This is a genomic window from Myxococcales bacterium, from assembly GCA_016720545.1.
Classification (GTDB): domain Bacteria; phylum Myxococcota_A; class Polyangia; order Polyangiales; family Polyangiaceae; genus JAAFHV01.
Genome location: JADKKK010000014.1, coordinates 104,951 through 128,239 on the forward strand (window position 1 = coordinate 104,951; position 23,289 = coordinate 128,239).

Here is a 23,289-nt window from a genome sequence, read left to right on the forward strand (position 1 = left end):
CCGCAGGGCGGGCTCGCCGTTAGCCGCCTGTTACAAGTCAACGGGCTGTCGAGGTCGCGAAAGAGCCCGCCGCCCCGGCGGGCTTCGCGCACCGCCACCGTGAGCTTTTTCCCTGCCCCGGGGCTTCAGCCCGGGGGCCTTTGCACCCATTTGCGATGCACTATTCAGGTGTTGCGCTTACTTGCGCGCTACCCGAAGGTGGCGAGCACGGCGCCGATCTCGGAGACCACGCGCGCGAGATCGGCCTCGGTGAGGCCGTCGTAGAGGGGCAGCGTGAGCGAGCGCGCGAACACGCGGTCGGCGACGGGGAAGTCGCCCGGGCGGTACCCGTAGCGCGTGCGGAAGTACGTGGTGAGCGGCATGTGCCAGGTGCCGATGTTGGTCTCGATGCCGCGCTCACGGAGGACGCGGATGAGGTCGGCGCGGTGAGGCGCAGCGGCCTCGGGCAGCGTGGCCACGTAGCTCTGCACCGCGTGCTCGGCCCCGGGCGCCACGTAGGGCGCGGTGAGCGCGGTCTTGGCGAGCAGCCCGTCGTACACGCGCGCGAGCTTGCGCCGCCCCGCGAGCACCGGCTCGAGCCTCGCGAGCTGGGTGACGCCAAGCGCGGCCTGGAACTCGGTCATGCGGGTGTTGAAGCCCGGCATGATGAAGTCGGCCGACGGCGCGGTGGGGTCTTGCCCGTGGTTACGGAGCGCGCGCAGGCGGTTCGCCAGGGCCTCGTCGTCCGTGGTGATGGCGCCGCCCTCGCCCGTAGTGAGCGCCTTGCGAGGGTGGAAGCTGAAGCAGCCCATCACGCCCATCGCGCCGGCCTGCTTGCCATGCCAGGTGGCGCCGAGCGCGCACGCGGCGTCCTCGACGAGCGGCAAGCCATAGCGCTCCGCGATCGCGAGCAGGCGGGTCATGTCGGCGGTCTGCCCGAACGTGTGCACGGGCAGGATGGCCTTCAGGCGGCGGCGCGCGTCCTCGGTCTTGGTGACCCGGGCGAGCGTGGCCTCGAGGGCGTCCGGGCACATGTTGAACGTGCGCTCGTCGATGTCGACGAACACGGGCTGCGCGCCGCACAGCTCGATCACGTTCGCGGTGGAGAGCCACGAGTACGCCGTGACCGGCACGAGGTCGCCGGGGCGGACGTCGAGGGCGAGCAGCGCGAGCTGGAGGGCCGCGGTGCAGTTGGTGAGGGCGACCGCGTGCTTCGACCCCGTGATGGCCTTCATGGAGGCCTCGAACTTCGCGACCTCCGGGCCTTGCACGAGGAAGCCGGTCTTGAGGACCCGGGCGACCGCCGCGAGATCGTCCTCGTTGATGCTCGGGACCGAGAGTCGGATCACGCCTGGCTCCGGTAGTACTCGGCGGCCCGCGCGATGCCCTCGTCGAGGTCGACCTTCGCGTTGAAGCCGATGAGCTCGCTCGACTTACGCACGTTGGGGATGCGCATGGCGACGTCCGCCAGATCACGCGGGACGAGCGTGATCTTGCTCTTCGAGCCGAGCACCCGGACCGTGGTCTCGGCGAGCGCGTAGATGGTGCAGACGGCGCGCGAGTTGCCGATGTTGAAGGTCTCGCCCACGGCCTTCGGGTGCTCCATCGTGAGGAGCACGGCGTCCACCATGTCGTCGACGAAGCACCACGCGCGGATCTGGCTGCCATCGCCGTGCACCTCGATGGGCTCGTTGCGGATCGCCTTCTGGATGAAGTTCCTGAGCGCGCCCTCGCCCACCTGGCCGGGGCCGTAGACGTTGAACGGACGCACGACCGTGGTCGGGAGCCCGTGCTCCTTGTGGTACGCGATCGCGAGGTGCTCCTCGGCGAGCTTGCCCACGGCGTAGGTCCAGCGGGGCTCGCCCACGGCGCCGATGACCGTGGAGTCGGTCTCGGCGGAGCGGAAGGCGTGGACGCCGAACACTTCGCTGGTGGAGAAGCACACCACGCGGCTTACCTTGGGGAGCGCCGCCGCGGCCTCGAGCACGTTCGACGAGCCGAGCATGTTGACCCGCAGCGTGGTGCAGGGGCTCTTCGACACGGTGTCGATCCCGGCGATCGCCGCGCAGTGCACCACGATGTCGGCGCCCTCCATGTGGCGCTTCACGTGGGCGGCGTCGAGCACGTCACCCTTCACGAGGGTGAGGTTCTTGTGATCGCGGAAGCCCTTGTCCTTGAGCGAGTCGCGCGCGAGGTTGTCGTACGCGACGATCGTGTTCTTCTCGATGAGCCGCCCGATGAGCGTGGACCCGATGAAGCCGGCGCCGCCGGTGATGAAAATCTTCGCGTTCTCGATGGTCATGATGGCTCTCCGGCTGCGTTGCCCAGGCTTCGAAAGACGAGCCCGGCGGTCTCTGCGGCCCCCGCGTCGACGACGTGGCGTGCGTCGACCAGGACCTTCGTGCGAAGCTTCTCGGCGACCGCGCCCCAGTCGAGCGCCTTGTAGGCCGTGTGGGCGACGAGCAGCACCGCGGCGTCGGCGCCTGCCAGCGTCTCGTTCAAATCGCCCTTGTATTCGTGCACATACGGGTCGTGTACGGCGCACGTCGCGCCGGCCTCGATCGCGTGCCCGATGAAGGTCTCGGAGGGGCTGTGGCGCGTGTCGTCGCTGTCTTCGAGGTAGGAGAAGCCCAGCACCGCGAGCTTCGCGCCGGAGAGCGAGCGCCCCGCCTGCTTCAGCGCCGCCTCGACCAGCGAGAGCACGTGCTTCGGCATGCCGTCGTTCCGCGCGCGCGACGCCGCGATCACCTTGGCGTCGAGCTTCGGCGCGCCGTGCGCGAGGAGCCACGGGTCCTTCGTGATGCAGTGGCCGCCGACGCCGGCGCCCGAGAGCAGCACGTTGCGCCCGGGAGACTTGTTGACGAGCTCGCGCACGCGGAGGAAGTGGCCGCCCGAGGCCTCGCAGATCATCGCGAGCTCGTTGGCGAACGCGATGTTCACGTCGCGGTAAGTGTTCTCGGCGGTCTTCACGAGCTCGGCCGTCACGCAGTCGGCGGCGTCGAGCTCGCCCTTCACGATGGTGCGGTAGAGCGCGACCATCGCGCGCGCGGTGTCGGGCGTGCTGCCACCGCACACGCGGGAGAGCTGGGTGAGGTTCTGGAGGAGGCGGCCGGGCATGACGCGCTCGGGGCAGTGGCCGAGGAAGAAGCCCTCGTTGCGCTTCTTCCCGGAGACCTTCTCGAGCAGGGGCGCGACGACGCTGTCGACCGTGCCCGGCGCGATGGTCGACTCGACGATGACGAGCACGCCGTCCTTCATGACCGCGCCGAGGTTCTCGCACGCGCCGCGGAGCGCGCGGTACGCGGGCCGGTTGTCGCCCTCGACCGGGGTGTCGACGTCGATGAGGACCACGTCGGCGGTGGCGAGCGGCGCGTAGTCGGTCGTCGCGACGAGCTTCCCCGTGCGGACGACCTCCGCGATCATCGGCGCGAGCCCCGGCTCTTCGCCCTCGATGGGGCAGCCGCCGGCGGCGATCGCGGCGACGCGGTCGGTCTTGAGATCGACACCCGTGACCCGGAACCCGGCGCTGGCGAGGCACGCGGCCACAGGCAGACCGACGTACCCGAGGCCGATGACGGCGACGTGCGCCTCTTTGCGTTCGATTCTTTCGATGAGTGCAGTCATGGAGCCGAGCCCTCGAAGAGCGTGGACCCGCGCGGGGCGGGGCCAAGGTCACACAAACACAAGACGGGCACGCCGAGCGCGAGGGCCTAGCGGGTGCCGCCGACGATGATGGGCACCCGGGTGCGCCACTGCCACCGGGCGACGCCCTCGGCGCGGAAGACGGCCTCGACCTCCTGCCAGGTCATCGGCGAGTCGAACTGCGGCGAGAGCGCGTCGAAGGTGTCGAGCACCGCCTCCTCGTAGCGCTGCTCGCGGTTGAAATCGCCCCGATTGTAGACCGACACGGGCAGCGCGAAGGCGACGGCCTTTCCGAGCACGGGCACGTGCTTCAGGGTGTCGGTGATGGGGAACGCCACCGGCATCGCCTTGCGGACCAGCCCGAGCAGCTCGTCCTTGCTGAGCGTCTTCGTGTAGGGGCGCACGAGGTACTTGCCGTTCAGCTTGGTCCAAGGGCGCCGGGCGTAGATTGTGAAGGCGAAATGGCCCAAGTCGCGGACACTACGGATGACGTTGGCGATCACCCGCGGGGGATCCGGCGTGTGCTGGACGACCCCGATACAGTACGCGTAGTCGAACGCTCCCTTCCGAAACGGAGGCTCGAGGAGGTTGCCCTGGATGACGTCGACGTTGGGGAACCCGGCGAGGGTCTGCTTCGTCGCCTCGACGGCGGCCGAGTAGTCGAGCGACACCAGGTTCGGGCCGCGAGCCGCCGCGATCTCCGAGAAGCGGCCCGCGCCGCAGCCGGCGTCGAGGACCCACTTGTCCTTGAGATCGACCTCGGTCCAGCCGGTCTCGTCGTCGAAGCGGGCCTTCGAGTGACCGGCGCCGGTGACGCTGTCGAGCTGCGTGCCTCGGAACTTGTTCCACTGCCAGCCGAACGAGTCGGCGTAGGTCTCGCCCTCGACGAACCGGGGAATGCCCCGCACGATAGGGTACTCCTTGCCGGTGGCCTCGGAGATGAGCGCGCCCGACTCGATCGAGTCGCCGCTGCCCTGGTCCGCGCGCAGCCGGAGGGTGGCTCCGGTGACGGGCTCGGCGAGCACTTCGAGGAGCTTCTCTCTCACGACACCACCACGCCCGCGTTGATGACTCCGGCGACGGCGGTGCGCACGTCTCTCTCTTCGACGTTGATGAGCATGAGCGCGGATCCCTTTCGAGCGGTTGCGGGCGTAAGTTGCCGCCGCGAAGGGAGAAGTTCAATCGAAATGTGGCCTAATTTCGCTGACTCCCGAGCCGCGCGCCGCACGCGGGATCGCCCGCAAGAAGACGAACCAAGCTTGCGATGTTGCTCATCTTTCAGAAACGCGTCAGCCACCACGGGCCCAGCGCCGAGCGTCCGGTGAGCGGCGCGCGCCGTGGCCGTGGCCGTGTCGCGCGCGGGCGGGCGGGCGCATGGGACTACTTGGCCACGCGAAGCACCCGCGTGCCGCTCTTGTACCAGGCGTGGGTCGCCGAGACATAGAGCGGCGCCTCCACCGAGTCTGCGGACATGGGCGCGAGGGTGCAGGTGTTGAGGGTGCCGATCTCGGACAGCTCACACCGGCCGAGGCCGGTGGCCTTCCCGACGTAGAGGTAGCGCTCGTCGATGCTGATCGTGGTCGCGCCCGTCCCGAGGTTGAAGATGCGACCTGGGGCCGAGCTGCGAATGACGCCGAAGTTCGCGCCCTGACGCACGCCGACCGCGGGGTATACGAGGTCCACGCCGCCGAAGCTCTTGGGGCTCGTGACCAGCTCCGTGGGAGGAGCGGGGTTCTCGGAGTTGCCCCAGAAGATCGTCCCGAGCACGGTGCTGACGAGGTCGGTCCTCGTGGTCATGGAGCCCGTCGGGGTGACCGTCTGGGTGCCCGGCACGAGCCGCACTGTGGCGTCGCCGTTCGAGTGCTTGGAGGGAGAGCCGCGGCCGACGCGGTCGAGCCGTGTCGCGCCCGCGATCGACGCGAAGCCGTACCGGAAGCCGCCGACGCCGCGCTCGTCGGTGATGCACTTGTAGAGGCCGCTCCAGCCGTCCGCGCCCGAGTGGGACGACCTCACCAGGGGCTCCGTGGCGCGGTTGAGCCGGTCGACGCACGAGAACGTCGCAGAAGGACCCGCGACCGCACCGTCGACCGAGCGCGACGCCGCCACGGTGAAGACGGAGCCCGCGACCCCCGCCGCCGGGTACTGAACGAAGCCGCCCGCCACGGAGATGGGGAACGGCCGACCGGTCATCGTCGATTGGGTGATGTTGGGGATCGCCGCGGCGTCGTCGCATCCCGGGAGGGTGCACGAGTACACCGAGGGGTTGCCCACCGTGTACACGAGGGTCGTGCCCTCGAAGTCGAACGTGCGAAGGTCGACGATGTCCGCCATGGTCCGCACCGCGGGCTCCGCGGCACACACCTTCGCCTCGCAGACGTTCGGAGAGGCGCAGTCGCCGTCGAGGACGCAGGCCTCGCCGAGCGCGCAGAGCCTGCCGCCGCTCACTCCGCAGGGGGTAGGCGCCGCGTCCGCAGCGTCCGCCGCATCGGGGCTCGCGTCGACGGGCGCGTCCGCGGTCGCGTCCACGACGGTGGCGTCCGGGCTCGCGTCCACGCTCGCATCGACGCTCGCGTCCGGGCGCGCGTCGGGGCTCGACGTGTCGGGCACGGAGGCGTCCGGCGCGGAGACGTCCGGCACGGAGGCGTCCGAGACGCCGGTGTCCGGAGCGGCGTCGTCGCCGCCAGGGACGCCGACGCTGGAGCCGCACCCCACGAACACGGAGGTGGCGATCCCGAGAGTCGCCAGCAGCGTGGCACCGAGGCGGAGGTTCTTCATGGGAGGGTTCGGCTTTCTGCCACGCACCGTGGCGGTGTGACAGCGTACCACCACCCGAGGACGAGACTCCACAAGTCAGGAACGGGACCGACGTGGCTTCGCGCTCGACGACGCGAGGGTCACGAGGAGCGCTCCGGCCGTGAGCACCAGCCACGCGGCGAGCCGGACGGCGACCGCGAGAGCGGGTCGAGGCTTCACGTCGCGTCTCTCGGTTTCGGCGCGGGCGAGAACGAGACGCAGGCCAGGCTTTCGGCTATTCGAGGCGCATGCACCTCGCCCTCGCCGCGTACTTCTCTCTCTTCGGTCTGGTCGCGCTCGGAGGGGGCGTCATGGGCTACGTGAAGGCGAAGAGCCGCGCGTCGCTCATCGCCGGTGGAGCTTCGGGCGTGCTGCTCTGGGTCGCTTCGGGGCTCCTCGGGAGCGCGCACGTGGTGGGGGGCGCGGTGCTCGGCGGGGTCGTGTCGCTCGCGCTCGTGGGCCGATTTCTCCCGGCCTACCTGAAGACGAAGAAGGCCATGCCCGCCGGCCTCGTCGCCGCGCTCGGGGTGGGCGGCGTGCTCGGCGCGTGCGCCGCGGCGCTGCGGTAGGCAGCGCGCGCGTCACGCCTTTGTGAGGGACTAACGTTAGCGCAAGGTCCCGCCAGCCGAGAGGCCGCTCGGCACCTCCGTGGGGATGGTCTGGTCGAAGGTGCCGTCGCTCAGGGCGGCGAGCAGCGCCTTTACGTCGGCGGCGTCGCGGCGGTCGGGCCCGCGCACGTCGTCGAGCTGAGGGTCGAGCCGGCGATCGGCGCGGTCGTAGAAGTCGAAGACCTGGTCGAGCGTGGCCAGCGACCCCGAGTGCATGTACGGCGCGGTGCGGGTGACGTTGCGGAGCGAGGGTGTTCGGAACGCGCGCGCTCCCCCGCCCTGGTCGGCCGGGGCGCCGGGGAGATCGGGGGCGCCAATACGGTGAAGGGCGTAGTCGGAGAACATCGGCCCCGAATGGCAATGATCACATCCGCTGCGGTTGAAGTGTCGGTCTCCACTCCCCTGTGCGCGGCACGCCACGAACGGATCACCGACCGCGAAACAATTGGCCATTCTCCCGAAGCGTTCAGGTTCACCCCCGTTCGACGGTGGTGGCGCTCGGGCTGGCCGCAGAGGATGTGGCGAGGCACGCGTCTGCGTAGAGCAGCGCGCGCACGACGACGCTCGGCCCCTCGTGGCGGCCATCGGCTTTTGGGGCGAGGAGCGCGTGCAGGCCCAGGCGATTTCGGCTACCGTTGCTCGCGCGGGCGCGATCGACGCCCCGCGATTCGCTGAGGAAACGCCATGAAGTCGCCCGCCGTTCGCCCCCTCGCCGCCTCCGTCTGTGTCGCCCTGATCGCCGCCATGGCCGCGGGCCTGCCGGGCTGCAGCGCGACGTCGACCGACGACCCGGCGGGCAACGAAGACGCCATCTCGAAGAAGCCGCCGCAGTACGTGCTCCTCGCCTTCGACGGCTCCTACGCGAACGCCTTCTGGGCCGAGTCGCGCGAGTTCGCGCAAGAGGCGAAGCGCAAGGGCGCTCCGCTGAAGTTCACGTACTTCATCAACGCGGCGTACTACCTGCCGAAGGCCGCGGGGGCCTCCTACGCGCCGCCCAAGCACGCGCGAGGGGCGTCGGCGATCGGGTGGGGCGGCACCGACGCCGACGTGGCGAAGCGCATCGAGCAGACCAACCTCGCCTTCCAGGAGGGCCACGAGATCGGCTCGCACACCGTGGGCCACTGGGACGGCTCCACCTGGACCGCGGAGGAGTGGGACAGCGAGTTCGATCAGTTCGACAAGCTCCTCTTCGAGACGCCCCACCCCGGGGCCCCCGCCTTCGCGTTCACGGCGAAGGACTCGGTCGGATTTCGCGCCCCGCAGCTCGGCCACAGCCCGGGGCTGTTCCCCACGCTGCGTGAGCACGGCTACACCTACGACACGAGCAAGAGCGCGGCCTCCAGCCACTGGCCGGAGAAGGTGAACGGCATCTGGGACATGGCGCTCGCCCAGCTCCGCATCGTCGGCTCGAGCAAGCGCACGCTGTCGATGGACTACAACTTCTACGTCGCCGACTCCGCCGCGGCGCCCGATGCTGGCAACTCTGCGACGTACAAGAAGCGGATGCTCGACACGTACCGCGCGTACTTCAACGCGAACTACACGGGCAACCGCGCGCCGGTGCACATCGGCCACCATTTCTCGAAGTGGAACGGCGGCGCCTACTGGGAGGCGATGAAGGAGTTCGCGCTCGAGGTCTGCGCCAAGCCGAACGTGAAGTGCACGACCTACAAGGAGCTCGTCACCTTCTTGAACGCGCGCACGGCGCAGGAGCTCGCGGACTACAAGAACGCCGCGTTCATCCCCGAGGGCGACACCGACAACGCGGACGGCGCGTACGTCGGCGACGCCTCCGGGGCGCACGACGAGGCCACGCCCACGCCGTAGCGAGCGGCGACACGGCGCGGCTTCGCGTGGCTGGACATCAAATGAGAAATCGACATGGACGCTGTCACCGGAGCCGGGTGACGTCGCGTTGACGGAGCGAGCGTGACGAGAACGTCCTCGTCCGCGCCAAGGAGCCCCCATGTCGCCTCGCATGTCGCCCATCGCCGCCACCGCTTCCGCCGCCTCCTGCCCCGCGCGCGCCCTGCCGCTCCGCGAGAGCCACCTCCGCGCCGACGCGGAGGGCGGGCTCGCGCGGCTCACGCTCGAGCAGACCTTCGAGAACCCCCACGACGAGGCCCTCCACGTCACGTACACGCTGCCGCTGCCCCACGAGGCCGCAGTGAGCGGGTTCTCGTTCCTCGTCGGCGACCGCACGATCGAGGGCGTGATCGACACGAAGTCGAGGGCGCGGGAGGTCTTCGAGGACGCGCTCGCCTCGGGGCACACCGCCGCGCTCCTCGAGGAGGAGCGCTCGACCGTGTTCACGCAGGAGCTCGGCAACATCCCGCCGCGCGCGCGGATCACTGCCCGCATCACCCTCGACATGCCGCTCACCTATGTCGCGCTCGCCCCGCTCGCCACGCGCGGCCAGTGGGAGCTGCGGTTTCCCCTCACCGTCGCGCCCCGCTACCTCGGAGAGGCGGGCCGCGTGCCCGACGCCGAGCGACTCGCGGTCACCGTGCGCGACGTCTCGACCGACACGCCGCGCGTCGCGCTCTCGCTCGTCGTGCGCGACGCGCTGCCCGACGGGCGCTCGCCCGAGTCGCCGTCCCACGCGCTCCAGTGCGCGCGCGAGGGCGCGCGGAGCGGCGAGGCGTTCGCCGTGTCGTTCGGCGGCGCCGACGGGCGCGTTCCGCTCGATCGCGACGTGGTCGTGCGGTGGGACGCGACCACCGGCGCGCCGCGCGCGACCGCCGCGGTGCACGTCGCCGAAGAGGAAGACGCGGCCTACGCGCTCGTGACCGTCGTGCCGCCCGGCGCGGCGCCCGGCGCGGGCCCCGAGCACCCGCGCGATCTCACGGTGCTGCTCGACACGAGCGGCTCGATGGGCGGAGAGCCGCTCGCGCAGGCCAAGCGCGTCGCGAAGGCGCTCGTCTCGTCGCTGCGTGAGGCCGACCGGGTCCACCTCGTCGAGTTCTCGAACGACACGCGCTCGTTCCTGCCCGCCGCCGCGGCCGCGACGGCCGACACCAAGCGGGACGCGCTCGCGTGGCTGTCCAAGCTCCGCGCCTCGGGCGGCACCGAGATGCGCACGGGCATCCTGCGGGCGCTCCGCGACGTGCGTCCGGGACGCCACGCGCAGGTGGTGCTCGTGACCGACGGCCTCATCGGCTTCGAGCAGGAGATCGTCGAGGCCATCTTCCGCGACAACGCGCACGCCGCCCGTGTCCACACCGTGGGCGTGGGGTCTGCGGTGAACCGCTCGCTGCTCGCGCCCGCCGCCCGCGCCGGCCGCGGCGTCGAGATCGTGTGCGGCGTCGGCGAGGACGTCGAGCCGCTCGTCGCGCGGCTGCTCGCCCGCACCACCGCGCCGATCGTCACCGACCTCGCGGTCAAGCGTCCGACGCCCGCCGGCGATCTCGAGGTCGCGTGCGCGATCGAGCGCCTGCCCGACCTCTACGCCGGCGCGCCGGTGCTCATCCCGGTGCGCCTGCCACGCGAGGGCGGCCCGCTGGTGCTCGTCGGGCGCACGGTCGACGGCGATTTTCGTCAAGAACTTCAGGTGGTTCCAGACGGCGTAGCGCGCGCTCACCTGCGCGCTCTGTATGGTCGAGAGGCGGTGCTCGACGTCGACCTGCGCCTCGCGGCGGGGGCCTACGGCTCGGCGCGCGAGGCCGACGCCGAGGTCGAGCGGCTCGGGCTCGCGTTCGGCATCAGCACGCGACGGACCTCGTTCGTGGCGGTCGACAGGACGCGCGCGGTGAACGCGGTGAACCCAGTGGCGCCGACACGCCGCGAGACGATCGCGCAGGCGCTGCCGTTCGGGATGACGACGGAGGCCGTGGGCGCGGCGCTGCGGCCCGCGTGGGCGACCCTGCTCGCCCAACACGTCCAACGCGACGGGTTCGCGGCGACGAGCACGCGCGCGGGGACGGTGCCCTGGCCCAGCAGCGCGACCGGCGCGCCGCCACCGCCCGCGCCCTCCGCGCCGGCGCCCTCGCCGAAGCGCGCCGCGCCGCCGGCCGCAGCGGCGCCGGTGAGGCCGGCGCCGAAGGTCGCCGACGAAGAGACCCGCGCGCCGCGACAGACCGAGGAGAAGCGCAAGAGCGCGAAGAAGGAGTCTCCCAGCCTGCTCGAACGCGCCGTGCGTGCCGTGTTCGGCGCAGCGGAGCGCGAGGAGCCGGACGGCGGCGCGGACGAGCTCGCGGCCCCCGCGGTGGAGGCGCCGGCACCCATGGAAGGCGTGGCGGGCAAGGGTCGCGCGAGCGGCGCGGCGCGCGAGCTGACCGGACGCCTCGCCGTGCTCGCGGGCGGCGCGCTGTCGGTGGAGCTCACGCTCACCGAGGAGCTCGAGCTCGTGCACGGGCCGCTCTCCCTTCTGCTCAGCGACGGGACGCGCGTCGCCGTGGAGCTCGACCCGGCGCGGTCTACCGCCGCGGGGACCTACGGCGCGGGCCGCGTCGTGCGCCTCGTCGGCACGCCGCACTTCGGGGGCCCCGGCGGGCGCGTCATCACCCGCGGTGAGGCGGTGACGTTGACGCTCGACGGGCCTTCCGGAGCGCTCGTGATTCGGCTCTCCTGACAGCGAGAGGACGACCCGTGGACGCCGACGTGTATCTTGCACACATCGCTCAAGGAGACGCCGACGCCTTCGCGGCGTGGCTCTCCTCGACCGAGCACGAGGTGCGGGTCTCGCTCCGCGCGTTCGCCGCGACCGTAGACACGGAGGCCGTGTTGCAGGAGGCGCTCCTCCGGGTGTGGCAGGCGGCGCCGGGCGTCGTGCCGGACGGGCGCCCCAACGCGCTCCTCCGGTTCGCCGTGCGCACCGCCCGCAACACCGCGATCTCCGAGCTCCGTCGCCGGCGCATGCGCGCGCTCGAGCCCGAGGCGTTCGAGCGCGCGGCCGACGCGGCGTCGCTCGACGCCGTAAACGAGGCCCCGGACGTGCTGCTTCGCGAGGCGACGCGCGAGTGCGTCGAGCGCCTGCCGCCGAAGCCCCGCGAGGCGATGGTCGCGCGGCTCCAAGGCTCTGGCGTGGTGCCCGACGAGCGCCTCGCCGAGGGTCTCTCGATGCGCAAGAACACGTTCCTTCAGAACGTGACGCGCGCCAAGCGCGCCCTGCTCGCGTGCCTCCGGGAGAAGGGGATCGTGTTCCCTTGGGCAGCCGCACACGAGACGGACGACGAGCGCGACGAGACTGACCTGGGAGGTGCGACGTGACCCCCGAGGAGAGAGACGCGCTCGTGTGCGAGGTCGCCTCGGCGACCCGCGAGACCCGGCCCAACGGAGAGATCGCCTGGGCCCCGGCGTTCCACGACCTCGACGAGGAGGGCCGGCGGGAAGCCTTTGAGGAGACGCTCACACACCGGCGCCTCGAGGCGACCACGTCCCCCGACGGGCTCAGCGGGACGGCCCGCGCCGTCCTCGCGAAGGTGCGCGCGGCTCGGCTGTGAGCGCCGCGGCGCAGGCTTGAGCTGAAAGGCAGCTACACCCCGAGCAAGAGCTTCGCGGAGCGGGCGAGGAGCTCGTCGAGCGACTTCGCGACCGGATCCCCTGCGTCGGCCTCGCCCTCCTCGTGATCCCAATAGAGGACGCGCCCTGTCTTCGCGTGCAGCACCAGGCTATCGCCGCTGCCCGCCTCACCCCCGAAGGGGAGGAGCTGCGGATCCATGCCGGCCTCCAGGTTCCGCTTCAGGACGGTCGCCGCCTGGTCCACCGAGTAGAGGTCGTCCGTGCACTCGGTGAAGTAGTCGGCGTTGCGCAGGAACATGCGCGAGAAGCCGTTGGACCAGGTCCAGAGCTCGCGGAGCCCGTCGGGGATCGCGGTGAGCGCCTCGAGCTTCTTGAAGCTCTTCGCCCCCTTCTGTTTTCCCTTGGGCGGGCTCTCACTCAGCGCCGACAACGTCGCCTCGACCGTCGGGATAACCTTCTTCTTGGCCGCCATCGTGCACCTCGATGGCCACGTAGCCTACGGGCCTCCTCGTGCGCGACGCAACCGTCACGGGGCGCACGGGGTCGCGCCGAGGCGGGCTTGCAGGAGGCGCAAGCTCGCAGCGCGCAGGCTCCGTTTGGTCTAGAGACAGGGCATGAAGCGCGCGCTGGTCTTCGTCCTGGTCGCCGTCTGCGTGATCGCGCTCGGCTACGGGCTGTATCGCGTCACGGCGGGCGCGCGTGTTCCTCCCGTCGAGTACCGCACCGCGCCGGCGGAGCGGAGGCGGCTGGTCGCGCAGGTCACGGCGAGCGGCACGCTGTCGGCGCGCGTCACGGTCCAGGTGGGGAGCCAGGTGTCCGGCCGCGTTCAAGAGCTCTTCGTCGACTGGAACTCTCCGGTGAAGAAGGGGCAGCTCATCGCGCGGATCGACCCGCAGCTCTTTCAGGCGGCCGTCGAGCAGTCGAACGCCGCCGCGCTGGCGGCGAAGGCGGCGGTCACGCGGGCGGACATCCAGGCGTTCGACGCCGAGCGCACCTACACCCGCGTGAAGGCGCTCGCGGCGCAGGGCCTCGCCGGGCAGGCCGAGGTAGACGCCGCCGAGACGAACGCGAAGGTCGCGCGCACGCAGGTGGACACGGCGAAGGCCGCGCTCGCCCAGGCCGCCGCGTCGGCCAACCTCGCCCGCGTGAACCTCTCGTACACGAAGATCGTGTCGCCCATCGACGGCGTCGTGATCTCGCGGAGCGTAGACGTCGGGCAGACGGTCGCCGCGTCGCTCTCCGCGCCCGTGCTCTTCACGATCGCCGAGGACCTGCGCAAGATGCAGCTCGACACGAACATCGCCGAGGGCGACGTAGGGCGCCTCGCGCCCGGCCAGCGCGCGGCGTTCACCGTCGACGCCTACCCGGGCAGCAAGTTCGACGGCGAGATCGCGATGATCCGCTACGCTCCGCAGACGGTGCAGAACGTCGTGACCTACGACGCCGTCCTGGCCGTCGAGAACCCCGACCTGCGCCTCCGACCGGGCATGACGGCCAACATCGGCATCACCTACCAGGAGCGCGAAGACGCCCTCACCGTGCCGAACGCCGCGTTTCGCTTCCAGCCGCCGGGCGAGGACGCAGGCAAGCCGCGCGGCGCCTCTACCTCGCCGGACGACGCGGGCGGCGGCCCCCGCGACGGAGGCGCGGACGGAGGCGTGGAGGGGGAGCGCCCGCGGCGTCGCGATGGCGGGCGACCCGACGGCGGCTGGGCGGGCCGCGGGGAGCGCGGCGCCGGCGAGGGCCGGGGTCGCGCGAGCGCGCGGCGGCTCTATGTCCTCCGCGGCGCCGAGCTCGTGGCGGTCGAGGTGCGGACCGGCCTGACGGACGGCTCGGCCACCGAGGTGCTCTCCGGCGACCTTCGCGAGGGCGACCTCGTCGTGCTCGACGCCGTGGCGCGCGGGGTCAAGCCCGCGACGACGGCGATGCCCGGCATGGGGCCCGCGCGCGGCGGAGGGGGCGGCGGAGGGGGCGGCGGAGGGCGCCGCTCTGGGATCTAAAATCATGAGCGACGACGCGCAGATACGAGTTGTCGATCTCACCAAGGTGTACCGCACCGGGGACGTGGAGGTGCGCGCGCTCGACGGCGTCTCGCTCACAGTCGAGAAGGGCGAGTTCATCGCCATCATGGGCACCTCGGGCAGCGGCAAGAGCACGCTGATGAACGTGCTCGGCTGCCTCGACCGACCCACGAGCGGGCAGTACTTCCTGGCGGGCCGCGAGGTGTCGCGCCTCGACAAGAACGCGCTCGCCGAGGTGCGCAACACGTACCTCGGGTTCGTCTTCCAGAACTTCAACCTGCTCTCGCGCACGACCGCGCTCGAGAACGTCGAGCTGCCGCTGCTCTACCAGGGGGTGGGCGGCCGGGCGCGACGCGAGCGGGCGACCGCCGCGCTCGGTCGGGTGGGGCTCGGGTCGCGCCTCGATCACACGCCGAACCAGCTCTCCGGCGGACAGCAGCAGCGCGTGGCCATCGCGCGGGCGCTCGTGGGCGAGCCGAAGGTGATCCTCGCCGACGAGCCCACGGGGAACCTCGACACGCGCACGAGCCTGGAGGTGATGGCGCTCTTCCAAGAGCTCGCGCGGACCGACATCACGGTGGCGCTCGTGACGCACGAGCCGGAGATCGCCGAGTACGTCTCGCGCGTGATCGTGGTGCGCGACGGCAAGATCCGTGAGGACCGCCGCCAAGAGGCGAAGCCGGTCGTGCTGCTCCCGCCGCCCGCCGGCGCGGCCATGCTCGAGGGCGACGCGTCGTGAGCCGCGAGGTCTCCCATGAACCGGCAGTGAGCCCCCCATGAACCGGCAGTGAGCCCCGAAGGGGCGAACCCAGGTCTAGGGCGAGCCCGAGCCGAAGGCGAGGTCTCCCATGAACCGGCAGTGAGCCCCGAAGGGGCGAACGCAGGTCTATGGCGAGCCCGAGCCGAAGGCGAGGTCTCGCCATGAACCCCTTCCAGACGTTCCGCGTGGCGGTGCGGGCGATCGTGCGCAACAAGATGCGCTCGTTCCTCACCGTGCTCGGCATCGTGATCGGCGTCGCCGCCGTGATCGCCATGATGGCGGTGGGGGCTGGCGCGAAGGCGCGCATCGAGTCGGCCTTCGCGTCGATGGGCACGAACCTGCTCGTGATCTTGCCTGGCTCCACGACCTCGGGCGGCATGCAGGGGGGGTTCGGCTCGCAGCCGACGCTCACGTGGGACGACCTCACAGCCATCCAGCGACAGGTACCCTCGGTGCGACTCGCGGCCCCGCTGCTCCGCGCGAACTCGCCCATCATCGGCGAGGCCGGCAACTGGATGACCTCGGTGAGCGGCACGTCGCCCGAGTACTTCGAGATTCGCAGCTGGAGCACGTCGGTCGGAGAGCCGATCCGTCAGGCCGATCTCGACGCGCAGAACAAGGTCGTGTTGCTCGGCCAGACGGTGGTCGAGAAGCTCTATGGCTCGAGCGTGAACCCCGTCGGGCAGGTCGTGCGCATTCGCAACATCCCGTTCGTGGTCATCGGCGTCCTCGAGAAGAAGGGCCAGTCGGCGACGGGGCAGGACTACGACGACATGGTCTTCATCCCGTACACGGTGTTCGCGCGAAAGATCCAGGGCGGGCTCGGCAAGTACCTGAGCGGGAGCATCTACGTGTCGGCGACCTCCGGCGACGCGGTCGCGCGCGCCCAACAGGACATCACGGCGCTGCTGCGCGAGCGCCATCGCCTGCCCGGCACCGACGACGACTTCTCGATCCGTAACCTGAGCGAGCTGGCCGGCGCGCAGGCCGAGGGCACGGAGACGATGACGAGCCTCCTCGCCGGCGTGGCCGCGGTGTCGTTGCTGGTCGGCGGGATTGGCATCATGAACATCATGTTGGTGAGCGTGACGGAGCGCACTCGCGAGATCGGCATACGCATGGCGATCGGGGCGAAGCCGCGCCAGATCCTCCTCCAGTTTCTCATCGAGGCCGTGACCCTGAGCGTGGCCGGCGGCCTCGTCGGGGTCGCCCTCGGTGTGGGCGTGTCTGAATGGATCGCCGCGAAGTTCGGGTGGGCGACCGCGGTGGACCCGAACGTGGTGGCGGTCGCCGTCGCCTTCAGCGCCTTCGTCGGGATCGCGTTCGGGCTGTATCCCGCGCGCAAGGCCTCGCAGCTCGACCCGATCGACGCGCTCCGCTACGAGTGACGCCCGCGTGCTCGATTGCCGCGGGGGAGCCGCGCGCGCTAGCGTGATAGCGTGATAGCGTGAGCCATGGGCCGAGGCGTGGGCAGTGCGCGGCTCGGCGCCGTCGGACGGATCGCCGGCGCCTTCGCGCTCGCGTCGCTCCTGGGGCAGGGCACCGCCCGCGCGTGCGAGAAGGATCTCGCGCCGCTCCCTGGCTACGGGCGAATCGCCGCGCCCACCGACCGCCTCGGGTGCAACCTCGTCGCCGCCGGCACGGGCGAGAACCTGCTCTATTACGGGGCGGCGCTCCTCTCGACGATGGAGCTGAGCGCCTCGGGGGCCGACCACCACCTGCGCGTGGCGTTCGAGGAGCGCGTGGGCGCGCGAGGCTTCAGCGACGCGACGGTGGTCGCGGGGTACGTGGGCCCCCCCGCGATCGGGGCGCTGCTCTACGGCACCGGTCTGGTCACGGGCAAGGGCCGCTGGACGGGGGCCGGCGCCGCGGCGCTCCAGGCGATGACGGTCACGTTCGCGGCCACCGTGCTCTTGAAGGGCCTCACGGGCCGGCCGTTCCCGAACCACGGCGGCGATCCCACGTCTCCCGAGCGGCTGCGGCACCCCGAGTGGGCGCGCGAGTGGCGCGGGCCGCTCCTCGAGAACAGCGCCTGGCCCTCGGGCCACACGTCGGTCGCCGTGAGCCTCGCGGCCGCGCTCACGAGCTACTACGTCGACGCGGACTGGGTGGCGTGGGTCGCGTACCCGGCGGCCTCCGCGATCGCGCTCGGGATGCTGCGCGGCGCGCACCACTGGGCCTCCGACGTGGTGGCGGGCGCGATGCTCGGCCAAGCGGTGGGGAGCAGCGTGGGGCGTGACTTTCGACGCATGCAAGATGCACGCGACTCACCTCCACCGAGGCTGCGGCTCATGCCGTTGGGGGCCGGCGTAGCGCTCGTCGGCGCGCTGTAGCCGCGCGCGGCGCGGTTGGCCTGCCGGGGCGCGCGCGCTACCCTTCCGACGATGCGCTCTCCAGTGCGGGCATGTGCGGTCGTGCTGTGGGCTCTGCTCGGTCACCTCGGCTGCGCACCGCCCCCGCCGGTCATCCCGACGCTCCCACCTCCACCCGCGCGTCCGGTGGCGAGCGCGACGCTCGACGAGGTCCCGCCCGCGCCCAAGGACTCGAAGACGGAGACCGCGAAGGCCGACCGCGACGAACGCCTCGCGGAGGCCCTCGGCGCCCTCGACGAGAGCGGGGTCGGCGACGGCGCCACGAGCCACGGCACGCTCAGCGCCTTGAGCGGCGCGCCCAGCGGCGGAGTGGGCCTCGTCGCTGGCGGCGCGGGCGGCGGGATCGGGCTCGGCAGCGCGGGCGCGGGCGGCCTGGGCACGGGGAGCGGCTTCGGGCGCCTCGGCAGCGGCAGCGGCTCCTCGATCACGCTGCGCCAAGGCGCCACGCAGGTGGTCGGGCGCCTGCCGCCCGAGGTCATCCAGCGCATCGTCCGCATGAACTTCGGGCGAATGCGCCTCTGCTACGAGTCCGCGCTCCGCACGAACCCCAAGCTGGGCGGGCGCGCGAGCGTGCGCTTCGTGATCGGGCCGACCGGCGCGGTGGCCTCTGCCGTGCCAGGCCCGACCGACTTCGCCCCGCCGGGCATGCAGACGTGCCTGGCGACGGCCTTCCGAGGGATGTCCTTCCCGCAGCCCGACGGCGGGGGCAGCGTGACGGTGGTCTACCCGGTCCACTTCCTCTCGGATTCGCCTCCGCCGCCGGCACCTCCGCCGCCCGCGCCGCGCCCACGCGCCCCGGCGCCTCCGCCCGCGCCCAAGCAGCCCTGAGCGGCGCCGATCCGCGCGTCGCGCTTCGACGCGCGCGCCAGACGCATGCATTCTGCAACTTTTCTCCGTGCGGCGGAGTACGCCCCCGTAGCGTCGTTCAGCGACGACGCGCACCGAGGGTTCCGCTACCATCTCCAGGATGGCGCGGGCCCGCTCCCAGCTCGAACGCGACGCAGCGCAGCTCGTGAAGTACGAGGAGTGGATCGCCGAGCTGGAGAAGCGCAAGGCCGAGCTCGATCGCGGACGGCCCTTCTACCTGAAGTGCTTCTACGCGCTGCCGTTCGTCTCGCTCGTCGGGTTCGCGTGGAGCGTCGGAGTCGGCGCGGGCGCGCTCTTCACCGGCGTGCTCATGACCGTGTTCGGCCTCTACACCGTGCGCGTCCGCGCGAGCGACTACCGCACGAACCTCGAGGGCTCGCGCGCGCAGGCCGCGCGGCTGCGCGCGTCCATCGCGGCGCGCGAGGCGGCGGGAGGTCCCTCGTAGCGCGAAGGCGCGCGGCGCACTCGTGCCGCGCGAAGGTTGTTCACGGCGAGCCGACCGGGCGTTGGCCTCAGCGCGCGGTCGCCTGCCGCGCCCCAGCCACCCACGCCGCGAAGGCCACGAGGTACTCGCGCACGACCTCGCGGGTCGCGTCGCTCGTGATGCGACCCGCCTCGATCCGCTGGTCGACCTGGCCTATCGCCACGGCGGGATAGGGGAACACCTGCGCGACCAGCGCGTCGAGCGTGCCCTTGAGCTGCACCTGCGCGCGCGCGCCTCCCACCACGCTCGGGGCCGCGCTGAGCACTCCCACGGGCTTTTGCGCAAACACCGAGCGATAGCCTGGACGAGAGAGCCAATCGAGCATGTTCTTGAGCGGCCCCGGTACTCCGTAGTTGTACTCGGGTGTCGCGATCAGCACGCCATCGGCGCCGCGCACCTTGGACTTCAGGGCCTCCACCGCGGCCACCTCGCCGAGGTCCGGGTCGAAGAGCGGCAGGTCGCGGTAGCTCTCCAAGGTGAGCGTGACCCCGGCGGGCAGGAGCGACGCGGCCTCGCGGAGGAGGGCCGTGTTGTACGACGCCGCGCGCAGGCTCCCGCTGAAGGCCACGATCGTGAGCTCGCGAGTCAGATCAGCCACGGCGCACCTCGGGGAGATCGAAGAGCAGGGCCTCGGCGGCGCCTTCGGCTACCACGGTGAGCAGGCCGCCCTCCGGCAGCGCGGCGCCGTCGCCCTCGGCGAGGGCCTGCCCGTTCAGGGTGAAGCTGCCCCGAACGACCTGGAAATACCCCGCGCGCTGCGGCGCGAGGGTGTGGCGGGCCTCGCCGGCGGCCGCGAAGAGCACGCGGTAGATGCGCGCGTCTTGCCCAATCTCGAGGCTGCCGTCTTGGCCGTCTGGGCTCACGACGAGGCGGAGCGGCGCCTCGGGATCGATCTCGAAGGCGCGCTGCTCGTAGCCCGGCGCGCGGCCCCGGGCCGCCGGCTCGATCCAGATCTGGAGGAAGCGAACGGGCCTGTCGGGCGAGGGGTTCTCTTCGCTGTGCGCGATGCCAGCGCCCGCGCTCATGCGCTGCACCTCGCCGGGGCGGATCACCGAGCCGTTGCCGAGCGTGTCGCGGTGGGCGAGCTCGCCCTCCACGACATAGCTGATGATCTCCATGTCGCGGTGCGGGTGCGTGGGGAAGCCGCCGCGCGGCGCGACCCGGTCGTCGTTGATGACGCGCAGCACGCCGAAGCCCATGTGGCGTGGGTCGTGGTAGCCGCCGAACGAGAACGTGTGGGCGCTCTTCAACCAGCCGAAGTCGGCCTGACCGCGCTCGTTGCCTTTGCGAACTTGCATCTTCGTCTCCCTTTGGGGACCAGTGTGCGACGCGCGGCACCGCGCGTACACCGCCGCGTCGAACGACTCACTGTTGCGCGGGGCGGAACGCGCCCGCCTCCGAGTCCCGTGAGACAGCTTGCAGGCGCGGGTGCGGGCGAACCGGGGTTTGCACTCGAGTCACGCGAGCGTGAGCGGGAGCTGCGCCGAGAGCGGCTCTTCGCCGAGCAGCACGGCCGCGCCGTGGGGCCCCGCGCGCCGGCACGCCTCCTCCACCGAGAGGCCGTGCGCGACGAAGAAGGTGAGCGCGGCGGCGAAGCTGTCGCCCGCCCCGTAGTCGCAGCGCACGCGCGAGACCGCGGGCGGCGGGTCGACGTGGCTCAGGATCGGCGCGCCGCCCGCGACCGCCGCGGCGCGAGAGACCACCATGGCGCGCGGGCCGTCGGTGAGCACGAGCGCCTGGGGCGCGGGCAAATAGGTATGGATCGGCTCGTTCTCCCGCGGATCCGTCGCGCTGCCCACGACGACGTCGGCCGCGACGCCGGCGTCGCAGAGGCACGCGGCCCGCCGCGCGGTCACCAGGAGGCGACGCGCGCGACGCGCGAGTCGGAGGCTCCCAGGATCGGAGCCGGTGAAATAGACCGCGTCGAAATCGGCGAGCCTCTCCCAAGGGAGCGCGTCGTCGCCGCTCGGCTGGAGCGGCGGCGCGGTGACGAGGATCGTGCGGCGCCCCTCCGCGTCGACCAGGACCACGACGCGCGGGTGCGGTGCGCGCCGCCGCGCCACGTGCACGTGGCAGTTCATGGCGACACCTCGCCTTCGGCTCGGGCCCGCCATCGACCTTGGCTCGCCCCTTTGGGGCTCACTCTCGAGGTTCCCCGCGCCGAGCGCGCCGAGCCACGCCTCTACCTCGCGCCCGGCGTCGTCGTCACCCACGGCGGTGAAGAAGTGCACCTCCGCCGAGCTGCGGCACAGCTGCGCGAAGGCGAGCGCGCCGCCCCCGCCCGCGAGCGCCCTCGTGGCCTCGAGGTGGACGATGTCGCCCGGCGCCGGGAGCGCGGCGACCCGCCCGAGGCAGACGTGCTCGACGTGGCCCACCACCGCGATGCGTGCAGATTGCATGGGTCGACCGCGGTCGGCTCAGCGCTGCGGCAGCCCGTGGGCCTCGCGCACCGCCGCGTTCTTCGCGTCGGCCCGCGCGAGCGCCGGGCGCGCCGCGAGCCGCTCGGCGTACGCGGTGAACGCTGGCCTCGCGTCGATCATCTTGAAGAGGAGCATGAAGCGCAGGGTGCCGCCGAAGATGACGTCGGCCATGGAGAAGCGCTCGCCGAGCAGGTAGTCACGCCCCGCGAGCGCGCCCTCCATCGCCGTGAGCATGGCCTGGTATTCCCCCCAGCCCGCCTGCCCTGGCTTGAAGTCCCAGCCCGCCGCCTTCGCCATCGCGCCGGGCTCGATCACGCTCGGCGCGAAGAGCGCCCAGCGCAGGTACGTGCCGCGGGCCGGATCGTCGAGCGCGGGGGCCAGCCCGCCGGGCGAGTAGCGGTCGGCGAGGTAGAGGCCAATCGCGGCGGTCTCGGTGACGACCACGTCGCCGTCGACGAGCACCGGCAGCTTCCCCATCGCGTTCAGCGCGAGCAGCGGAGGCTGCTTGTGCTCGCCCCTCATGAGGTCGACGAACGACAGCTCGTAGGGCACCCCGAGCTCTTCGAGCATCCACACGACCGTCGACGCACGCGAGAAGGGGTGATGATAGAGCACGATCGCCATGGGAGCCTCCGGGCGCCGGTTCTAGCGCATCGGCCACTCGGGCACGAGGCCTCGCTCAGGCCTCCTTCAGCGGCGGACGAACCAGGCGGCGACCGCCAGGACCATGAGGGCCACGATCGCGGCCGTGGCGCCGAGGGAGCGGGCGCGGGGCGAGAGGGCCACTCCGACGGTCCGACCGCGCGCCGCGGAAATGAGCGTGGGCGCGGCGACGAGGACGTGGAGCGCCGCGAGCGTGGCGAGGACGCCCCGGAGCTGGTCGAGGCGCGAGGCCGCCGCCGTGAGGGCGAGGACGCCGAAGCACGCCGCCACGTTCACCAGGAGGCCCACGAGCGAGAGGCGCATGAGCAGCACGAACCCGACGGCGAGCCCCGCCGCGGCCACCATCAGGAGCATTCCGAGCGCGGGCGAGTCGTAGAACGTGGCGGCGCCGAACAAGCCGAAGGTCTGCGCGTCGGCGAGCGCGAGCACCATGAGCAGGAGCAGCGAGCTGCGAAAGGCCGCGGGCACGAACTTGGCGCGTCGCTCGCTCTCCGCGAGGCCCGCGCGACCGAGGGCGAGGAGGGCCGCGCCGCACGAGAGGGCGAGGAGCACGCCGCGATCGCGCTCGCGCGCGCTGCCCAGCAGCGTGAGCACGACGCCGAGCCCCAAGTTCGACCACTGCACGGCGCGGGCGAAGAGCTGCGCCTCGAGCGCGGCGAGCGGCGAGACGAGCGCCGCGGCCAGGAGCCCCACGATGGGCATCATGAGAAACCAGTGGAAGCTCTCGCCGCCGAGCGGCGAGAGCGCGTAGGCGCCGCCCGCGACCGCGACCAGGCTCGCGACCCCCGTGAGGACCACGCGCCACGGCGGCACCTCACGGAGAAGGCCTCCTCGTGGCGCCGCGGCGTGCTCGATCATCGGAAGGGGCCCGCCTTCGTCGCGCTGGAGTCGAGCAGGCGCACCCCCGCGACCGGATCCTCCACGAGATCGCGCGCGCCGCGCGCCCAGAGCTCGGAGTACCCGCACCCGTCGCACACGAGCAGATCCACCGCACCGATCGGGTTCTTGCGGGCGACGCGGAAGAAGCCCCCGCCCGCCTCGTCTTCGTGTTGGTGCGGCACGAGGGGCACGGCGTGCCCCTCGGCGGCCTCCCCGGGCACACGGAAGGGCTCGATGACCCACAGCTTCCGGCCGTTGCACTTCGGGCAAGCGTGGAGCTTCTTCACTCGACGAGCGTAGCAGGGACGACGGCCGTCGCGAGGCTACCGCGACGGCGGCGG

At 71.9% G+C, this 23,289-nt stretch carries 24 protein-coding genes; 11 read left to right on the forward strand and 13 right to left on the reverse strand.

The window, feature by feature from the left end:
* Nucleotides 1-188: 188 nt before the first annotated feature.
* The 5 genes from IPQ09_22790 to IPQ09_22810 all read right to left on the reverse strand — a co-directional run bounded on the left by IPQ09_22790 (nucleotide 189) and on the right by IPQ09_22810 (nucleotide 6,396).
* On the reverse strand, nucleotides 189-1,328 hold the full coding sequence (locus IPQ09_22790; protein ID MBL0197002.1) for a DegT/DnrJ/EryC1/StrS family aminotransferase: 1,140 nt from the start codon (nucleotides 1,326-1,328) through the stop codon (nucleotides 189-191).
* A complete protein-coding gene (locus IPQ09_22795; protein MBL0197003.1) occupies nucleotides 1,325-2,281 on the reverse strand; it encodes an NAD-dependent epimerase/dehydratase family protein in 957 nt (318 codons plus the stop codon). Before IPQ09_22795 ends, IPQ09_22790 begins: the two co-directional genes overlap by 4 nt.
* On the reverse strand, nucleotides 2,278-3,603 hold the full coding sequence (locus IPQ09_22800; GenBank protein MBL0197004.1) for a nucleotide sugar dehydrogenase: 1,326 nt from the start codon (nucleotides 3,601-3,603) through the stop codon (nucleotides 2,278-2,280). The genes IPQ09_22795 and IPQ09_22800 overlap by 4 nt, the downstream gene beginning before the upstream one ends.
* 86 nt (nucleotides 3,604-3,689) lie before the next feature.
* On the reverse strand, nucleotides 3,690-4,667 hold the full coding sequence (locus IPQ09_22805; GenBank protein MBL0197005.1) for a methyltransferase domain-containing protein: 978 nt from the start codon (nucleotides 4,665-4,667) through the stop codon (nucleotides 3,690-3,692).
* A 334-nt stretch (nucleotides 4,668-5,001) separates the two neighbouring features.
* Nucleotides 5,002-6,396, reverse strand: coding sequence for a hypothetical protein (locus IPQ09_22810; protein ID MBL0197006.1), 1,395 nt, complete (start codon nucleotides 6,394-6,396; stop codon nucleotides 5,002-5,004).
* A 266-nt stretch (nucleotides 6,397-6,662) separates the two neighbouring features.
* Between IPQ09_22810 and IPQ09_22815 the strand changes: the two genes are divergently transcribed.
* Complete coding sequence (locus tag IPQ09_22815; GenBank protein ID MBL0197007.1) at nucleotides 6,663-6,983, forward strand: TMEM14 family protein; 321 nt, start codon at nucleotides 6,663-6,665, stop codon at nucleotides 6,981-6,983.
* Nucleotides 6,984-7,019: 36 nt separating this feature from the next.
* Here the strand turns inward: IPQ09_22815 and IPQ09_22820 are convergent, their stop codons facing one another.
* Entirely contained in the window at nucleotides 7,020-7,367 is a 348-nt protein-coding gene (locus tag IPQ09_22820) for a hypothetical protein (GenBank protein MBL0197008.1), read from the reverse strand.
* 339 nt (nucleotides 7,368-7,706) lie between these two features.
* Here IPQ09_22820 and IPQ09_22825 point away from each other — a divergent pair, with 339 nt between their 5' ends.
* The 4 genes from IPQ09_22825 to IPQ09_22840 all read left to right on the forward strand — a co-directional run bounded on the left by IPQ09_22825 (nucleotide 7,707) and on the right by IPQ09_22840 (nucleotide 12,463).
* Nucleotides 7,707-8,849 (forward strand): hypothetical protein, encoded by a 1,143-nt coding sequence (locus tag IPQ09_22825; GenBank protein MBL0197009.1) that lies wholly within the window; start codon nucleotides 7,707-7,709, stop codon nucleotides 8,847-8,849.
* Between the two features lie 139 nt (nucleotides 8,850-8,988).
* Nucleotides 8,989-11,592 (forward strand): VWA domain-containing protein, encoded by a 2,604-nt coding sequence (locus IPQ09_22830; protein ID MBL0197010.1) that lies wholly within the window; start codon nucleotides 8,989-8,991, stop codon nucleotides 11,590-11,592.
* A gap of 17 nt (nucleotides 11,593-11,609) precedes the next feature.
* Nucleotides 11,610-12,230 carry an RNA polymerase sigma factor gene (locus IPQ09_22835; GenBank protein ID MBL0197011.1) on the forward strand — a complete coding sequence of 207 codons (621 nt, stop codon included), beginning with the start codon at nucleotides 11,610-11,612 and terminating at the stop codon, nucleotides 12,228-12,230.
* A complete protein-coding gene (locus IPQ09_22840; protein ID MBL0197012.1) occupies nucleotides 12,227-12,463 on the forward strand; it encodes a hypothetical protein in 237 nt (78 codons plus the stop codon). The genes IPQ09_22835 and IPQ09_22840 overlap by 4 nt, the downstream gene beginning before the upstream one ends.
* A 32-nt stretch (nucleotides 12,464-12,495) precedes the next feature.
* On the opposite strand, the gene IPQ09_22845 is transcribed toward IPQ09_22840, so the two are convergent.
* Nucleotides 12,496-12,954, reverse strand: a complete 459-nt coding sequence (locus IPQ09_22845) for an SMI1/KNR4 family protein (GenBank protein MBL0197013.1) — start codon at nucleotides 12,952-12,954, stop codon at nucleotides 12,496-12,498.
* A gap of 142 nt (nucleotides 12,955-13,096) precedes the next feature.
* Here IPQ09_22845 and IPQ09_22850 point away from each other — a divergent pair, with 142 nt between their 5' ends.
* The 6 genes from IPQ09_22850 to IPQ09_22875 all read left to right on the forward strand — a co-directional run bounded on the left by IPQ09_22850 (nucleotide 13,097) and on the right by IPQ09_22875 (nucleotide 18,947).
* Complete coding sequence (locus tag IPQ09_22850) at nucleotides 13,097-14,482, forward strand: efflux RND transporter periplasmic adaptor subunit (protein ID MBL0197014.1); 1,386 nt, start codon at nucleotides 13,097-13,099, stop codon at nucleotides 14,480-14,482.
* A gap of 4 nt (nucleotides 14,483-14,486) precedes the next feature.
* The gene (locus IPQ09_22855; GenBank protein ID MBL0197015.1) at nucleotides 14,487-15,242 is read left to right on the forward strand and encodes an ABC transporter ATP-binding protein; all 756 of its coding nucleotides are present in this window, start codon (nucleotides 14,487-14,489) and stop codon (nucleotides 15,240-15,242) included.
* 182 nt (nucleotides 15,243-15,424) lie between these two features.
* Nucleotides 15,425-16,651: an ABC transporter permease gene (locus tag IPQ09_22860; GenBank protein ID MBL0197016.1), complete on the forward strand. Its 1,227-nt coding sequence runs from the start codon at nucleotides 15,425-15,427 to the stop codon at nucleotides 16,649-16,651.
* Nucleotides 16,652-16,717: 66 nt separating this feature from the next.
* Nucleotides 16,718-17,596: a phosphatase PAP2 family protein gene (locus tag IPQ09_22865; protein MBL0197017.1), complete on the forward strand. Its 879-nt coding sequence runs from the start codon at nucleotides 16,718-16,720 to the stop codon at nucleotides 17,594-17,596.
* A 51-nt stretch (nucleotides 17,597-17,647) separates the two neighbouring features.
* Nucleotides 17,648-18,463 carry an AgmX/PglI C-terminal domain-containing protein gene (locus tag IPQ09_22870; protein MBL0197018.1) on the forward strand — a complete coding sequence of 272 codons (816 nt, stop codon included), beginning with the start codon at nucleotides 17,648-17,650 and terminating at the stop codon, nucleotides 18,461-18,463.
* Between the two features lie 139 nt (nucleotides 18,464-18,602).
* Entirely contained in the window at nucleotides 18,603-18,947 is a 345-nt protein-coding gene (locus IPQ09_22875) for a hypothetical protein (GenBank protein ID MBL0197019.1), read from the forward strand.
* 67 nt (nucleotides 18,948-19,014) lie between these two features.
* Here the strand turns inward: IPQ09_22875 and IPQ09_22880 are convergent, their stop codons facing one another.
* From IPQ09_22880 to IPQ09_22905, 6 genes are all read right to left on the reverse strand, one after another.
* Nucleotides 19,015-19,584: an NAD(P)H-dependent oxidoreductase gene (locus IPQ09_22880; protein ID MBL0197020.1), complete on the reverse strand. Its 570-nt coding sequence runs from the start codon at nucleotides 19,582-19,584 to the stop codon at nucleotides 19,015-19,017.
* A complete protein-coding gene (locus tag IPQ09_22885) occupies nucleotides 19,577-20,284 on the reverse strand; it encodes a pirin family protein (protein ID MBL0197021.1) in 708 nt (235 codons plus the stop codon). The genes IPQ09_22880 and IPQ09_22885 overlap by 8 nt, the downstream gene beginning before the upstream one ends.
* Nucleotides 20,285-20,443: 159 nt before the next feature.
* Complete coding sequence (locus IPQ09_22890; protein MBL0197022.1) at nucleotides 20,444-21,385, reverse strand: sugar kinase; 942 nt, start codon at nucleotides 21,383-21,385, stop codon at nucleotides 20,444-20,446.
* Nucleotides 21,386-21,403: 18 nt separating this feature from the next.
* Nucleotides 21,404-22,030 (reverse strand): glutathione S-transferase family protein, encoded by a 627-nt coding sequence (locus IPQ09_22895; protein ID MBL0197023.1) that lies wholly within the window; start codon nucleotides 22,028-22,030, stop codon nucleotides 21,404-21,406.
* A gap of 66 nt (nucleotides 22,031-22,096) precedes the next feature.
* The gene (locus tag IPQ09_22900; protein ID MBL0197024.1) at nucleotides 22,097-22,927 is read right to left on the reverse strand and encodes a hypothetical protein; all 831 of its coding nucleotides are present in this window, start codon (nucleotides 22,925-22,927) and stop codon (nucleotides 22,097-22,099) included.
* Nucleotides 22,924-23,235, reverse strand: coding sequence for a hypothetical protein (locus tag IPQ09_22905; GenBank protein MBL0197025.1), 312 nt, complete (start codon nucleotides 23,233-23,235; stop codon nucleotides 22,924-22,926). Before IPQ09_22905 ends, IPQ09_22900 begins: the two co-directional genes overlap by 4 nt.
* Nucleotides 23,236-23,289: the final 54 nt, after the last annotated feature.

What these genes read in the sequence shown, in the direction of transcription:
- IPQ09_22795 (MBL0197003.1), bottom strand. Translation starts at nt 2,281, where the DNA reads ATGACCATCGAGAACGCGAAGATTTTCATCACCGGCGGCGCCGGCTTC.
- IPQ09_22800 (MBL0197004.1), bottom strand. Translation starts at nt 3,603, where the DNA reads ATGACTGCACTCATCGAAAGAATCGAACGCAAAGAGGCGCACGTCGCC.
- IPQ09_22810 (MBL0197006.1), bottom strand. Translation starts at nt 6,396, where the DNA reads ATGAAGAACCTCCGCCTCGGTGCCACGCTGCTGGCGACTCTCGGGATC.
- IPQ09_22815 (MBL0197007.1), top strand. Translation starts at nt 6,663, where the DNA reads ATGCACCTCGCCCTCGCCGCGTACTTCTCTCTCTTCGGTCTGGTCGCG.
- IPQ09_22820 (MBL0197008.1), bottom strand. Translation starts at nt 7,367, where the DNA reads ATGTTCTCCGACTACGCCCTTCACCGTATTGGCGCCCCCGATCTCCCC.
- IPQ09_22825 (MBL0197009.1), top strand. Translation starts at nt 7,707, where the DNA reads ATGAAGTCGCCCGCCGTTCGCCCCCTCGCCGCCTCCGTCTGTGTCGCC.
- IPQ09_22830 (MBL0197010.1), top strand. Translation starts at nt 8,989, where the DNA reads ATGTCGCCTCGCATGTCGCCCATCGCCGCCACCGCTTCCGCCGCCTCC.
- IPQ09_22845 (MBL0197013.1), bottom strand. Translation starts at nt 12,954, where the DNA reads ATGGCGGCCAAGAAGAAGGTTATCCCGACGGTCGAGGCGACGTTGTCG.
- IPQ09_22850 (MBL0197014.1), top strand. Translation starts at nt 13,097, where the DNA reads ATGAAGCGCGCGCTGGTCTTCGTCCTGGTCGCCGTCTGCGTGATCGCG.
- IPQ09_22855 (MBL0197015.1), top strand. Translation starts at nt 14,487, where the DNA reads ATGAGCGACGACGCGCAGATACGAGTTGTCGATCTCACCAAGGTGTAC.
- IPQ09_22860 (MBL0197016.1), top strand. Translation starts at nt 15,425, where the DNA reads ATGAACCCCTTCCAGACGTTCCGCGTGGCGGTGCGGGCGATCGTGCGC.
- IPQ09_22865 (MBL0197017.1), top strand. Translation starts at nt 16,718, where the DNA reads ATGGGCCGAGGCGTGGGCAGTGCGCGGCTCGGCGCCGTCGGACGGATC.
- IPQ09_22870 (MBL0197018.1), top strand. Translation starts at nt 17,648, where the DNA reads ATGCGCTCTCCAGTGCGGGCATGTGCGGTCGTGCTGTGGGCTCTGCTC.
- IPQ09_22875 (MBL0197019.1), top strand. Translation starts at nt 18,603, where the DNA reads ATGGCGCGGGCCCGCTCCCAGCTCGAACGCGACGCAGCGCAGCTCGTG.
- IPQ09_22885 (MBL0197021.1), bottom strand. Translation starts at nt 20,284, where the DNA reads ATGCAAGTTCGCAAAGGCAACGAGCGCGGTCAGGCCGACTTCGGCTGG.
- IPQ09_22890 (MBL0197022.1), bottom strand. Translation starts at nt 21,385, where the DNA reads ATGCAATCTGCACGCATCGCGGTGGTGGGCCACGTCGAGCACGTCTGC.
- IPQ09_22895 (MBL0197023.1), bottom strand. Translation starts at nt 22,030, where the DNA reads ATGGCGATCGTGCTCTATCATCACCCCTTCTCGCGTGCGTCGACGGTC.
- IPQ09_22900 (MBL0197024.1), bottom strand. Translation starts at nt 22,927, where the DNA reads ATGATCGAGCACGCCGCGGCGCCACGAGGAGGCCTTCTCCGTGAGGTG.